Below are 13,821 nucleotides of genomic sequence, written 5' to 3' on the forward strand. Positions count from 1 at the left end.
ATATATATGAATTTGTTAAAGTTAAGGCATCAGAATTAAAACAAAATTTAAAATTATTTAAATAAAATGAAACAATTAATCAAAAATATATGGAAAAAAATTTATACATTGACGCTTCGCATCCAAATGAAACTAGAGTTGTCCTTAAATCAGGAGACAATATTGAAGACTACGAGTACGAAGGTCTAAAAAATAACCTAATTAAGAACAATATCTACCTTGGAAAAGTTAGTCGTGTAGAGCCCTCTCTACAAGCAGCTTTTATTGACTTTGGTAGAGAAAGACATGGATTTTTATCTTTTAACGATATTCAATCTGATTATTATCAAATTCCGCAAAGTGACTTAATTAAAATTAAAGAAGAAGAGGAAAGAGAAAGAGAAGAACTTTTAAAAGAGAGTGAAAAAGAAGAGCAAAAAAATATCAATGAAGGCAATTTAGATATCAATGATCCTGTTGAAGCTCAACCTATATCTGAAATAGAACTAAATACTTCAGAAGAGATAGCAATATCTGATGAAATACAAACAGAAGAAGGTGTTAAGGAAGCGCCCAAAGCTGAAGAGGTTAAAAAACCAGAACCAAGATTCCGATCTAAAAGGTATAAAATTCAAGAAGTTATAAAACCAAATCAAGTAATTTTAATTCAAGTATTAAAAGATGAGAGAGGTCAAAAAGGTGCTGCGTTAAGTACTTTTATTTCCATTGCAGGAAAATACATAGTGTTAATGCCTAACACGCCAAAAGGTGGTGGAATATCTCGTAAGATATTCAATCCAGGTGAAAGAAAAAAAATTAGAACCATTTTAAATGATATAGTTATTCCAAAAGAAATGGGTCTTATTGTAAGAACAGCAGGATCCAATAAAACAAAAAATGATATAGATCATGATTTACAATCATTACTCAAAACTTGGAATGGAATTAAAGAAACTGCTTTAAATTCAATTGCACCTTCTTTGATTCACCAAGAGAGTGATATTATCAAAAGAACCTTGAGGGACATGTATGACGAAGATACTAACAGTATAGTTATCGAGGGAAATGAAGGTTATAAAAAAGCTCAAGGATTTATGAAGCTAATGATGCCTTCACATGTCAAGAAAATAAAAAAATATAGAGAAAAAATACCTTTATTTTTTAAAGAAAATATTGAAGAAAAATTAAATCAAATTTATGAATCTGAAGTAAAATTAAAATCAGGTGGATATTTGGTTATTAACCCTACGGAAGCATTGGTTTCAATTGATATAAACTCAGGTAGTTCTATAAAGCAAAAAAATGTTGAAAGTACAGCTCTAGATACAAACCTAGAAGCGGCAGAGGAAATATCACGACAAATAAAAATTAGAGATTTGTCTGGCTTAATAATTATTGATTTTATTGATATGCTAAGCTTTGCAAACAGAAGATTAGTTGAAAGAAAACTAAAAGAAAAATGTAGAACTGATAGGGCAAGAATACAAATAGGAAGAATTAGTACATTTGGATTACTAGAAATGTCAAGGCAGCGACTGAGGGAAAGTGCTGTTAAATGGAAGGTCACGCTTACAGATGAATCTTTTGCACTTAAAATACTTAAATTAGTAGAGGTAAAATCTGTTTTAACTAAAGCTAAATTTGTAGAACTAAAAATTTGTCAAAAAATATCAGACTTTATGAAGGAGAATTTTATAGACGATTTAAAATATTTTGAAGAGAAAAACCTAATAAAGATAGATATTATTGCAGATAACTCTCTTATTATTCCTGAATATATAATTGATTTACAAAATAAAAGTAAAAAAACAATCGAAACCGTTGAGTATTTTGAAAAGTTAAAAAACTTAGAGGAGCAAAAAAAAGAAGTTGTAGCTTATGAAAGTTCAGCTACTAAAAGATCTTTTAAGAAAAAACCTTTTTTTAAAAAAAAATATTTTAAAAAACCAGCTGCTTAGATAATTCCAATTTTTGGTGAAGACGCACTTCCATATAGAGTTTTTTCTATTCTTCCAGATAAGTATGATTGTCTTCCAGCTATTACTGCATTTTTAAAAGCTAAAGACATTAAAAAAGGTTTTTTGGCTTTAGCTATGGCAGTATTTACAAGAACACCATCACATCCTAGCTCCATTGATATAGCTGCATCAGATGCCTGTCCTAATCCTGCATCAACTATTATTGGAAGTTTGGTTTGACTTCTTATTATTTTTATATTTGTTGGGTTTAAAATTCCAAGCCCTGAACCGATGGGAGCTGCTAAAGGCATAATTGCACTTGCGCCAACATTTTCTAATCTTTTTGCCATCAAAGGATCATCGTTACAATAAACCATGACCTTAAAACCTTCTTTAGTTAAAACTTCAGTAGATTTTAATGTTTCAATCATATCGGGAAATAAATTTTTTTTGTCGCCCAAAACTTCTAATTTAACAAGTTTCCATCCACCAATTTCTCTTGCTAAACGCAAAGTTCTAAGAGCTTCTTCAGAGTTAAAACAGCCAGCTGTGTTTGGTAAATAGGTAATTTTTTTTGGATCTATATAGTCCATCAATAAAGGTTTTTTTTTATCAGAAATATTTACCCTTCTCACTGCAACAGTGACTATTTCCGCTCCAGATAATTTAATAGCTTTTGCACATTCTGCCATGCTTTTATATTTTCCAGTTCCAACTATTAATCTGGAATTAAATTTTTTTTTATCCACTATTAATTTATCGTTAATCAATTTTACCCACCTCCAATAAAATGAACAATTTCTATTTTGTCATTATTTTTTAGTTTTATCATTTTTAAATTATTTTTATCTATTATTTCTTGATTTAATTCAATTGCTACTTTTTTAAGAGGAATTTTTAGTTCTTTTAAAAAGGTTGAGAGGCTTAAATTTTCATTTATTGTTGAAAATTTACCATTTAACTTAATTTTTATTTTTTTTATTTTTTTCATAATGTATAAGAATTTGATGAGTAATAATATTATAATTATTAATGGACCTAATCTTAATCTATTAGGTGAAAGAGAACAATCACAATATGGATCAATAACTTTCGAAAAATTAAAAGAAAACTGTTTAAATAAAGCTAAAGATTTAAATATTAATTTAGAGTTTTCTCAGTCAAATATAGAAGGTGAAATAGTTACAACCATACAAGAAGCTAAAAATAAGTTTGATGGTATAATTATTAATGCTGCTGGTTTTACTCACACATCTGTTGCTATCAGGGATGCTTTAGATATTTATAAAAAACCAATTATTGAACTTCATATATCAAATATATATAAAAGAGAGGAATTTAGACACAAATCTTTAATCAGTGATATTGCTACAGGTGGAATTTTTGGTTTAGGTGATAATGGTTATATTTTAGCCATAATTGCAATGCAAAACTTGCTACAGAAATGAAAATAGATAAAAATATTATCAAAGAATTAACTGACTACTTAAATGAGTTCAATTTAACTGAGATTGAATACACAGAAAAAGATACTAAAATCAAAGTATCAAAATCAAACCCGACCAGCTCAAATCAAGCTGTAAACGTTGCTGCCTCAACACAAGTCCTTGATGCAGCTAAGTCTTCCGTTATATCTGGGACTGAGGTTAAGTCTCCTATTATAGGTACAGCTTATCTTGCAGCAGAACCTGGAGCTAAAAAATTTGCAGAAGTTGGTAAAAAGATTAAAAAAGGTGAAACGGTTATGATAGTTGAAGCTATGAAAACCATGAATCATGTTCCCTCTACAGCTGATGGAATTATAAAAGAAATTTGTGTAAGAGATGGCCAACCTGTTGAGTATGGTCAAACTATTATCATTGTTGAATAATGTTTAAGAAAATTCTAATTGCAAACCGTGGGGAAATTGCAGTTCGAGTTATTCGAGCATGCAAAGAATGGGGAATAGCAACTGTTGCTGTTCATTCAGATGTAGATAGAGATAGTATGCATGTAAGACTAGCCGATGAAAGTGTTTGCATTGGTTCACACCAACCAGCAAACAGTTACTTAAATATTTCAGCCTTGATGTCTGCAATAGAGTTAACAAAAGCTGAAGCTGTTCATCCTGGTTATGGTTTTTTATCTGAGAATGCAATTTTTGCTAAAGTCTTAGAAGAAAACAATATTAAATTCATTGGTGCTTCTTCAAAACTCATAGAAATGATGGGAGATAAAATTCAAGCAAAAAAAATTGCCCAACAACATGGGCTTCCTGTAATTGAAGGTTCTGAGGGTGGTGTAACTGATATAGAACAAGCAAAAGAACTATGTAAAAAAATTGGTTTTCCTGTTTTAATTAAAGCTTCTGGAGGTGGAGGTGGAAAAGGAATGAAAATTGTTAATAAAGAAGAGGAATTTGAAACATCTTTTTCAACAGCTAAATCTGAAGCTCAAAAATATTTTGGAAATGATGAGGTTTATATAGAAAAATTTTTTCAAAACCCAAGACATATTGAAGTACAAGTTTTGTCAGGTAAAAATCGAACTATTCATCTTCATGAAAGAGATTGCTCGGTTCAAAGAAGACATCAAAAATTAATAGAAGAAACTCCTAGCCCAGTCTTGACTGATAAAATCAGAAAAGATCTTTTTGAAAGAACAGTAAACATGGTTAACAAAATTGGTTATGAAGGTGCTGGAACTGTAGAGTTTATATATGAAGATGGTAAATTTTATTTTCTTGAAATGAATACTCGCATTCAAGTAGAGCACCCAGTAACTGAAATGGTAACTGGAATTGATATTATTAAAGAGCAAATTTGGATAGCATATACTGGTGAAACAGCCTTAAAACAAAGTGACATTAATCCTAGAGGACATGCAATAGAATGTAGAATTAATGCAGAGGATGCAAGTAAAAACTTCCAACCATCACCTGGGACGATAGGTATGTGTCATCAGCCATCAGGTTTTAGAACTAGAGTTGATGGTGCAATTTACCAAGGTTATAAAGTTACCCCATATTACGATAGCTTGATCTGTAAAGTAATAACTCAGGGAAGAAATAGAACTGAAGCAATACAAAGAATGAATCGATCTTTAGATGAATTTGTCATTGAGGGAATAACTACAACGATACCTCTTCATAAAATTCTACTAAGCCATAAAAAATTCATTGAGTCGGACTTTAATGTTAGTTGGCTAGATAACGAAAAAGTAATCTAATAACATCTTGTTAGCCAAATGTCATATACTGCGTGATCAAAAGGGTTTACAGCAGGACTGGATGAAAAGGTCCATCCATTAAAAATAAAAACTTCATTATTATTTTTATTCATCATATCTTTAACTTGAACATATGCGGTTATTTCTGGGTTATCGTCAAATTCTGAGTTTTTACATTTGAGACTTTTTATTAATAAACCTTTAAATTTAAGTTCTTTACCTATCTCTAATTTTAAAAGGTCAGTCTTTGAGCTTACTTTATCTAAAATCTTAATTTCAACAAATCTTCCCTCATTAGCTATTAAGGGTAGTGGCCGGCTTATTAAAAAAAAACAAACTAAAAAAAATAAAAAATTAACTTTTCCAGATTGTATATTTTTTTTTGATTGGGTCATTGTTTTTATTTGGATGATGGGCATTCTCAGTACCTGTTTGATTGGATTGATGTGGTTTTTGCCAATCATACTTATTCAATTCATGATTGTTTTCAATTCTATTATTAGTGAAGTGCATCCAAGAATACCATTCAGTGGGTATTTTTGAAGCATCAATTTCATCATTATAAATTACCCATCGTTTGCCAGATTTACTTTCGTAATATTTATTGCCACTAGAATCTTTTCCAGCAAGTTTTCCATAAAAAATAGTTTTTAATTTTGTACCTAATGTTTCTTGGTTCCACCAAATGAAAATTTTTTTAAAAAGTGTCAACATATTATTTTATTAATTCTTCAATCCTAAATTGTATTATTTAAATTAGACTAAAGTAAGGATTTGTATATAAATTAATTATCTTACGATTCAAAATAAAAAATTAATTAAAGGAAAAATGGCAAAATATTTAGTAGAAACTTATTATACTTGTAGCTTCAAAGTTAATCATTATTTAGATGATATTAATGAAACAGAATTAGCAAACCTTGAAAAGCGCGATGATGGAAAATTTGAAGTTTTAGACGTGAAACTTGATACAAGAAAAACAAAAAGTTTAGATGCAAATAATAAAGTAATTGAGCCTAAAAAATTAGATATTATACCTGAACAAAGCCAACCAAAAATTGTTTCGAAAGAAAATAATACCGCTTTTGTTAAACAAATTAACGAAGGTGTGGGTAAAAGATTTAGTATGCCTGATAGAAGAAAAGGTTATATCCAAAAAGCGACAATTGGTGACCATAAAGTTTATCTCCACACGGGAGAATATGAAGATGGTAAAATTGGTGAAATTTTCATAGACACAAGTAAAGAAGGTGAACTGGTAAAAGCTTTGATGAATAATTTTGCAATAGCAATATCACTTGGGCTTCAATATGGTGTTCCTTTAGATGAGTTTATTAGCGCTTATGTTGATACTAAATTTGAACCATCTGGAAAAGTTCATGGCAATGACAGAATAATGAGTGCCTCCTCAATACTTGATTATATATTTAGAGAACTCGCTATTTCATATCAAAATAGAGAAGATCTAGCACACACTCCATCTATTAGTGGATCAGATAGATCTTTACCTGAAGAAGAAAATACTGAGGATCAAAATCAATTACTTAAAATTATAAAAGATGTTACTAGTAAAGGCTTTGTTAGAAATAATTACAAAAAAAATCTTGTTGATTTATCTGATGTTAAAATAAGTTTAAAAGGTAAAAAATAATATTATTTTTTCAGCTTTAAAGCTAAACCAAGCTCTTTAAGTTGCTCTTCATTTACCTCTGATGGAGCGTTCATCATTAAGTCCTGGGCATTTTGATTCATTGGAAACATTGTAACCTCTCTAATATTCTTCTCATTTGCTAATAGCATTATAATTCTATCAATACCAGGTGCTATACCACCATGAGGTGGAGCTCCATAACTTAAAGCATTGATCATTCCACTAAATTTTTCATCGACTTGTTTTTTTTGGTATCCAGCAATCGAGAATAACTTATACATCAGTTCAGGTACGTGATTTCTAATTGCGCCAGAAGATAATTCTATCCCATTACAAACAATATCGTATTGGTAAGCTTTAATATTAAGAGGATTATCAAAATCAATATCTTTTATATCACCTTGAGGCATTGAAAATGGATTGTGACTAAATTCAATTTTATTAGTTACTTCATTTTTTTCAAACATTGGATAATCAACAATCCAACAAAACGCAAATGTATTATCATCAATTAATTCTAAATCCTTAGCAATTTTATCTCTTGCTAGAGAGGTTATTTTTTCAACTTCATTTATTTTGCCACAGGCAAAAAATATACTATCCCCTACTTCAGCTCCAGTGATTTTCATAATTTCTTCTAAGGCTTCTTTAGAGAAGAATTTTCCTACTGGTCCTTTTGCTGAAAGATTTTCTTCTTTTTCAATTGTAAAATAAGCAAGACCTGATGCACCTTGTTCTTTGGCCCACTTGTCAATATTATCAAAAAAACTTCTAGGTTTATCTTTTGTATTTTTTGTAACTATACATCTTACTTTAGAGCCAGATTTTACAAGCTTTTTAAATATCTCAAACATAACATCATCACGGGTAAAAATGTTTGATAAATCAGAAATTATTAATGGGTTTCTTAAATCTGGTTTATCCGATCCATACTTAAGCATAGATTCCTCGTAAGGTATTCTTAGAAATTTTTCATAAATTAATTTTTTTGAAGAAAAATTCTTAAAGACATTGACTATTAATTTTTCAACAACTTGAAAAACGTCTTCTTGTTCAACAAAAGACATTTCTAAATCAAGCTGATAAAATTCACCTGGACTTCTGTCTGCCCTTGCATCTTCATCTCTAAAGCATGGAGCTATTTGAAAATATTTATCAAAACCAGAAACCATTATAAGTTGTTTAAACTGTTGTGGTGCTTGTGGCAGTGCATAAAACTTTCCAGGATTTAGTCTGCTTGGTACCAAAAAATCTCTTGCGCCCTCGGGACTGGAAGATGTTAATATTGGTGTTTGAAACTCCAAGAAACCAAGTTTAGACATCTCACTTCTGATAAAAGAAATAACTTTTGACCTTAAGATAATATTATCATGAATCTTTTTTCTTCTTAAATCTAAGAACCTGTATTTAAGTCTAATTTCTTCAGCATATTCTTGGTCACTAAAAACTGGCATTGGTAATTCTTTGCAAGTACCAAGTACTTGAAATGAATCTATATTAACTTCTATCTCTCCAGTTTGGAGATCAGTGTTAATTGTCTCTTTTGTTCTCTCAACAACCTTACCATTTATTTTAATTACGCTTTCTAATTGAATTTTTTCTAATGATTTAAAATTTTCGTTACTTTTATCTATGATGCACTGAGTCATCCCATAATTGTCTCTTAAATCTATAAACAATAAATTTCCGTGATCTCTTTTTTTGTTGATCCAACCTGACAAAACAACATCATTACCATTGTTATCTTTTGTTAACTCACTACATGTATGTGTTCTGTATTTATTCACTTATTCCTCAAGAGCTTCATTAATAATTTTAAAGTCGATTGATTTCTTTTTTTTTAAACTAATCTTGTCAATTTTATATATGAATTCAAATATTTTGCCATACGATCTCTCAATTCTTTTAATAATAAAGTCAATCAGCTTTTTATCTAAAGTAATTTGTCTATCTGATAAATTTTTTAATATCAATGCAAACATTAATTCATCATCAGGGTTTTGAATATTTGCAAAAAGACAGTTCTTAGTTCTAGATCGAAGATCTTCCAACTGAAAATTTATCTCAGATATCGGTTTAGTTGATGTGACTATCAAAAACTTGTTATCTTGGTCTATTATATTAAAGAGTGAATAAATAAGCTTCTCATTTATATCTAAATTTAAATCTTCTAAAACTATGTTTTGGTATGGTTTAATAGATTTAATATTTTCATCATTTAGAGAATTAACATCAATTCTAAAACCATTAAACTTTTTCAAAAAAATATTTACTAAATGGGTTTTTCCTGAAAATTTTTCACCATTAATGTTTAAAAAGTTTTTTTCCCATTTCGGCCATTTGTTGATCACTTCAAAAGCATAAAAATTACTCTTTCCAACGTAAAAATCATCATCTTTAAAGTTTTGCTCATAATCAAAATCTAATAATAATTGATTTAAACTTTTCATTTTATTGTCCAAATATCATTTTTCATTTCTAATTCAAAATTTTTTTTTTTCATGTCTTTTAAGAATATATTAGGTGTGCCATTATAAGTGATTTTATACTGAATACTCTCACTATTAAAATTCAAGATATTAAAGTCAGATACTAAATCCATATTATAAAGTGCCCGTTCCAACTCTATAATTTTTTTAGTTTTTTTTGAATTAATAAATATTGTTACAGGAAGTTTTATTGATGTATTTATTTCATTATTTTTTTTCCATCGATCTTCATAAAGTTGTTTCAAATTTTTAACAATGCTGGAAAAATCATCCTCATTTACAATATCTACTTTAGAATAATTTTTGTTTTCAAGTTTCAGGTTATTGTTCAAATTAATTTTTGAAAGAGTTCTTATATTGTTATCCTCTTTGTATATTATTAAAATTATACTATCTTTAATATCATATTTATTAATTAAATTTGAAAAATCGTAAGTCTCAATGTCTTTGGATGTTTTTTGTAACTCTATCAAGTCTTCGAGATCTTCACTTGGTAATAAGTATTCTAACAAATCATAAGAATTTTTTTTTTCATTCCATTTGTCATAAAAAATATTATCGTTAAATAAATAAATACTATCATCTTTAGTTTCTACAATAATTGGAAATAGTAATACTTTATTTTTTTTTGGTATCGATGGAAAAATATTTTCATTTTCTAGAAATTTAAGAATTTTTTTTTTATTAAAGGTTGTTTCTAAATTTGCAAAATACTCATTATTTATAAATTTTTCATCACTAATGGTAAAAGAATCGATCATGCCCTTAAGTTCTTTGATTGAAATATTTCTAATCTTTTTTCTATCACCAGAGGTTGTAATCGTTGAAAGCAAATCTGAAAAAGAAATTTGAAATCCCATGTCAATTACACTATTTTTTTTGAAATCTAGTTCAAATGGAGAAGATATTTTGATGTCAGCTACCTTAAATGCATTTGCATTAGAATAAGTTGTGGAAAAAAATAATATTAATAGAGAGAATAAAATAAAATAAATATATACATTCACTAACTTATAAAATTTATTAATTATTTGCATATACTATACTAATGAAAAAAAAAAAATTTACCTATGAAAAAAGTGGTGTAAACATAACTACTGCTGACAATTTTGTTAAATTCATATCCACAATATCATCAAATAATAAAGGCAAAAAAAAGTTTAATAACATTGGTGGCTTCGGTTCTATAACTAATATCCCAAAAAATTTAAAAAAACCTAAAATCGTAGCTTGCACTGATGGTGTTGGCACAAAGATAGAGATAGCCAATTTACTTAATAAATATGACACAATTGGTATTGATTTAGTTGCTATGAGCGTAAACGATCTCATTGTTCAGGGAGCAAGACCGTTATTATTTTTAGATTATATTTCCATTAATAAAATAGATTTAAATAAATTAAAATCAATTCTTAAAGGAATAGTAAAAGGATGTAAAATCTCCAACTGTGAATTAGTAGGAGGAGAAACTGCAGAAATGCCTGGTACTTATGAAAAGGGCAAATTTGATATAGCAGGTTTTGCCGTAGGTTTAGTTGATGAAAAAAAAATCTTAGCAAAGAAAAATATAAAGAAAAATGACTTAGTATTAGCTATACCATCTAGTGGCATTCACTCAAATGGCTATTCACTAGTGAGACATATTCTTAAAAATAAAAAAATTAATTTGAAAAATAATTCATTTTTAAAAAAAGAATTGCTAAAACCTACAAAAATTTATGTACAAGAAGTTTTAAATTTAATTGATAACAATCTTTTAAATGGGTGCGCGAATATAACGGGTGGTGGATTAGTAGATAATATTAAGAGAGTTATTCCAGATAGATTGGTTGCTAATATAGATTTAAATAAAGTTAAAACAAAAAAAATTTTTAAATGGTTAAAACAAAATAATATTGATGACAAAGAAATGTTGAAAACATTCAATTGTGGAGTTGGTTTTTGCTTAATAGCTAATCCTAAAAATTTAAACAAAATTATTAGATTTTTTACAAAAGAATTTAAACCCTATGTTATTGGAAAAATAACCACAGGAGAAAATAAAGTCAAACTTAGTGGTAAAATTGACTGGTCTTAAAAAGATTAAAACAGCAGTTTTTATATCTGGAGCTGGAAGTAATTTAAAAAATTTAATAAAATTTTCTAAAATAAAAAATTCACCTATATCTATAGATTTAATTTTTTCTAACAATTCTAAAGCTAAAGGCTTAAGATTTTCAAGACAGTTCAAAATCAAAGAAAACGTATCAAGTTTTAAAAATCCAAAAGTAGCTGAAACAAAAATATTAAATATATTAAAAAAAGAAAATATAAAGTTTATTTGTCTTGCTGGTTTTATGAAAGTTTTGTCTAAAGATTTTATTAAAAAGTTTAGTGGAAGAATAATTAATATACATCCTTCTTTACTACCAAAGTACAAGGGGCTTGATACTCACATGAAAGCTATAAAAAATAGAGATAAAATAGCTGGTTGTACTGTTCATTTCGTAACAGCAAAACTTGATTCTGGAAAAATAATCTTACGAAAAGAAGTTAAAATTTCAAAAAGAGATACGCCTACTTCTTTAGCAAAAAAAATTTTAAAAGAAGAGCACAAACTCTACCCAGCAGCTATAAAAAAAATATTTAATTAATCCTTAAAGAAAAAATTAATCTCAATTTTAGCATTTTCAACACTATCAGAACCATGAACAGAATTTTTATCAATAGAAATTCCATACTTCTTTCTTATGGTTCCTTCATCTGCATTTTCTGGGTTGGTTGCTCCCATCAGCTCTCTATTTCCCAATACTGCATTTTCTTTTTCAAGTACCATCACCACAATTGGTCCAGACGAAAGATACGCACATAAATCATTATAAAATGGTTTAGTTTCGTGAACTTTATAAAACTGTTCGGCTTCATTTTTTGTTATTTGAATTTTTTTATCTTTTACAATTTTAAAACCTTTATCTTTAAACATTTCTTTGATTTCGTTGTCTAAACTTCTTTCTACGGCATCCGGTTTGATAATTGATAGTGTTTGTTCTAGGTTACTCATAATGATCCTCTATTAGTTGATTTAATAATCTTACTCCATAGCCAGTTGCTCCACTTGAATTTAAAGCACCACCATATTTTGAAAAAGCCATTCCAGCAATATCTAGATGTGCCCAAGGTGTTTTATTCAGAATAAATCTTTGTAAAAATTGTGCAGCAGTTGTTGATCCTGCCCCACCTACATAATTTATATTTTGCATATCAGCATTTTTTGAGTCTATAAGTTTATCAAAGTTTTTATGCAGAGGCATTCTCCATAATTTCTCATCGACTTTATCACCTACTTCTAATAATTGTTTTGATAGCTTGTCATCGTTTGAAAATAGCCCAGCATATTCAGAGCCTAATGAAACTATGATTGCGCCTGTTAAAGTTGCTAAATCAACCATAAATTTAGGTTTAAATTTTTTCTCAGTGAAAGTTAGTGCATCAGCTAAAACTAATCTTCCTTCTGCATCTGTATTTAATATTTCTATTGTTTTACCACTATAAGATTTAACAATATCTCCAGGTCTTTGGGCATTTCCACTCACCATATTTTCTACAAGTCCTACAACACCAACAGCATTAATTTTTGCCTTTCTCATGGCTAAGTTTATCATTAGACCAACTACTGTAGCCGAGCCTGCCATATCATAGGTCATATCTTCCATAAATTTAGCTGGCTTCAATGAATAACCACCGGTATCAAAACAAACCCCTTTACCAACAAATGCCAAAGGATTAGAATTGTTTTTTAACCCATTCCATTCCATTGTAACTAAGTATGAGCCTTTGACGCTACCTTGACCAACACCTAACAAGGCATTCATTCCTAATTTTTTTAACCTGTTTTTATCGTAGATATTTATTTTTAAACCATACTTTTTTAAAGTATTTAATCTCTTTGCATATTCATCAGGATGTAAAATATTTCCTGGTTCTGAAACCAGGTCTCTTGCAAAAAAAGTTCCCTTCTCTAAAGCTTTAAATCTTATTTGATCTTGAGTAGATATTTTATTTTTTTTTCCAATAACATTTATAAAAACTAGAGCTTTATTTTTTTTTGACTTGTATAAATTAAATTCATAAGATTTTAATTTTAATCCATGTAGAAAATATCCTGCAAAATTTTTCTCATTACTGTTTATGGTATCTATGTTTACAAAATAATCTTTTTTTTTATCATAATTAACATGACTATGAAATTTGGCTCCTAAGCTCTCTATATCAAACGTTTTTAAGTTCTTTTTAATGGATATTAAAAATATTGTTTTCTTTGAATTAATTTCAAAAATTAGTAACTTCTTTTTTAAATCACTAGTTTTTATCAAATCTGATATGTATAAAAATTCTGCTTGTGTGATTAGATTTTTTAAGTGCTTTATATTGAAAATTTCATCTACAAATAAGGCTATATTTATTTGAGATTTCTTGGTTAATTTCTTTGAATAATTAATTTTAATTGGCATAATTTTTTAAATACACTCTATCAGAGATGCTGCTATATAAGTAAAAT

General features: G+C 28.4%; 16 protein-coding genes. 7 read left to right on the forward strand and 9 right to left on the reverse strand.

All coding sequences use genetic code 11. The features are described from left to right. Nucleotides 1-89 precede the first annotated feature (89 nt). The gene (locus ABXT55_RS04785; protein WP_415284170.1) at nucleotides 90-1,937 is read left to right on the forward strand and encodes an Rne/Rng family ribonuclease; all 1,848 of its coding nucleotides are present in this window, start codon (nucleotides 90-92) and stop codon (nucleotides 1,935-1,937) included. Here the strand turns inward: ABXT55_RS04785 and ABXT55_RS04790 are convergent. Next, nucleotides 1,934-2,707, reverse strand: a complete 774-nt coding sequence (locus tag ABXT55_RS04790) for a thiazole synthase (RefSeq protein WP_415284171.1) — start codon at nucleotides 2,705-2,707, stop codon at nucleotides 1,934-1,936. The genes ABXT55_RS04785 and ABXT55_RS04790 overlap by 4 nt on opposite strands. Before the next feature lie 2 nt (nucleotides 2,708-2,709). After that, complete coding sequence (gene thiS / locus ABXT55_RS04795) at nucleotides 2,710-2,928, reverse strand: sulfur carrier protein ThiS (RefSeq protein ID WP_415284172.1); 219 nt, start codon at nucleotides 2,926-2,928, stop codon at nucleotides 2,710-2,712. Between the two features lie 16 nt (nucleotides 2,929-2,944). Here thiS and aroQ point away from each other — a divergent pair, with 16 nt between their 5' ends. Genes aroQ through accC form a run of 3 tightly spaced genes read left to right on the forward strand, consistent with a single transcriptional unit; the run spans nucleotide 2,945 to nucleotide 5,144 of the window. Further along, entirely contained in the window at nucleotides 2,945-3,385 is a 441-nt protein-coding gene (gene aroQ / locus ABXT55_RS04800) for a type II 3-dehydroquinate dehydratase (RefSeq protein WP_415284173.1), read from the forward strand. Next, nucleotides 3,382-3,807, forward strand: a complete 426-nt coding sequence (locus ABXT55_RS04805; RefSeq protein ID WP_415284174.1) for an acetyl-CoA carboxylase biotin carboxyl carrier protein — start codon at nucleotides 3,382-3,384, stop codon at nucleotides 3,805-3,807. The genes aroQ and ABXT55_RS04805 overlap by 4 nt, the downstream gene beginning before the upstream one ends. Further along, a complete protein-coding gene (gene accC, locus ABXT55_RS04810; protein ID WP_415284175.1) occupies nucleotides 3,807-5,144 on the forward strand; it encodes an acetyl-CoA carboxylase biotin carboxylase subunit in 1,338 nt (445 codons plus the stop codon). The genes ABXT55_RS04805 and accC overlap by 1 nt, the downstream gene beginning before the upstream one ends. Here accC and ABXT55_RS04815 read toward each other — a convergent pair. Both ABXT55_RS04815 and ABXT55_RS04820 read right to left on the reverse strand, forming a co-directional pair. After that, nucleotides 5,141-5,539 (reverse strand): DUF2155 domain-containing protein, encoded by a 399-nt coding sequence (locus tag ABXT55_RS04815; protein WP_415284176.1) that lies wholly within the window; start codon nucleotides 5,537-5,539, stop codon nucleotides 5,141-5,143. The two genes, accC and ABXT55_RS04815, sit on opposite strands and share 4 nt — an antisense overlap. After that, entirely contained in the window at nucleotides 5,499-5,858 is a 360-nt protein-coding gene (locus tag ABXT55_RS04820) for an NADH-ubiquinone oxidoreductase subunit NDUFA12 family protein (RefSeq protein WP_415284177.1), read from the reverse strand. Before ABXT55_RS04820 ends, ABXT55_RS04815 begins: the two co-directional genes overlap by 41 nt. A gap of 115 nt (nucleotides 5,859-5,973) precedes the next feature. Between ABXT55_RS04820 and ABXT55_RS04825 the strand changes: the two genes are divergently transcribed. After that, the gene (locus tag ABXT55_RS04825; RefSeq protein ID WP_415284178.1) at nucleotides 5,974-6,795 is read left to right on the forward strand and encodes a ribonucleotide reductase; all 822 of its coding nucleotides are present in this window, start codon (nucleotides 5,974-5,976) and stop codon (nucleotides 6,793-6,795) included. Between the two features lie 2 nt (nucleotides 6,796-6,797). Here ABXT55_RS04825 and aspS read toward each other — a convergent pair whose 3' ends face one another. The 3 genes from aspS to ABXT55_RS04840 are packed head-to-tail and all read right to left on the reverse strand — an operon-like array spanning nucleotide 6,798 to nucleotide 10,291. After that, a complete protein-coding gene (gene aspS / locus ABXT55_RS04830; RefSeq protein WP_415284179.1) occupies nucleotides 6,798-8,582 on the reverse strand; it encodes an aspartate--tRNA ligase in 1,785 nt (594 codons plus the stop codon). Further along, nucleotides 8,583-9,245 carry a DNA replication protein gene (locus tag ABXT55_RS04835; RefSeq protein ID WP_415284180.1) on the reverse strand — a complete coding sequence of 221 codons (663 nt, stop codon included), beginning with the start codon at nucleotides 9,243-9,245 and terminating at the stop codon, nucleotides 8,583-8,585. Continuing rightward, entirely contained in the window at nucleotides 9,242-10,291 is a 1,050-nt protein-coding gene (locus ABXT55_RS04840; protein ID WP_415284181.1) for a hypothetical protein, read from the reverse strand. The genes ABXT55_RS04835 and ABXT55_RS04840 overlap by 4 nt, the downstream gene beginning before the upstream one ends. Before the next feature lie 41 nt (nucleotides 10,292-10,332). Here ABXT55_RS04840 and purM point away from each other — a divergent pair, with 41 nt between their 5' ends. Both purM and purN read left to right on the forward strand, forming a co-directional pair. Continuing rightward, entirely contained in the window at nucleotides 10,333-11,361 is a 1,029-nt protein-coding gene (gene purM / locus ABXT55_RS04845) for a phosphoribosylformylglycinamidine cyclo-ligase (protein WP_415284182.1), read from the forward strand. Beyond that, nucleotides 11,339-11,917 (forward strand): phosphoribosylglycinamide formyltransferase, encoded by a 579-nt coding sequence (purN, locus tag ABXT55_RS04850; protein ID WP_415284183.1) that lies wholly within the window; start codon nucleotides 11,339-11,341, stop codon nucleotides 11,915-11,917. The genes purM and purN overlap by 23 nt, the downstream gene beginning before the upstream one ends. Here the strand turns inward: purN and ndk are convergent. Together ndk and ABXT55_RS04860 are read right to left on the reverse strand one after the other, a co-directional pair. Beyond that, entirely contained in the window at nucleotides 11,914-12,324 is a 411-nt protein-coding gene (gene ndk, locus ABXT55_RS04855) for a nucleoside-diphosphate kinase (protein WP_415284184.1), read from the reverse strand. The two genes, purN and ndk, sit on opposite strands and share 4 nt — an antisense overlap. After that, nucleotides 12,317-13,774, reverse strand: coding sequence for a leucyl aminopeptidase (locus tag ABXT55_RS04860; RefSeq protein WP_415284185.1), 1,458 nt, complete (start codon nucleotides 13,772-13,774; stop codon nucleotides 12,317-12,319). Before ABXT55_RS04860 ends, ndk begins: the two co-directional genes overlap by 8 nt. Nucleotides 13,775-13,821: the final 47 nt, after the last annotated feature.

It is taken from the genome of Candidatus Pelagibacter sp. Uisw_130 (genome assembly GCF_047722505.1).
Lineage (GTDB): Bacteria > Pseudomonadota > Alphaproteobacteria > Pelagibacterales > Pelagibacteraceae > Pelagibacter.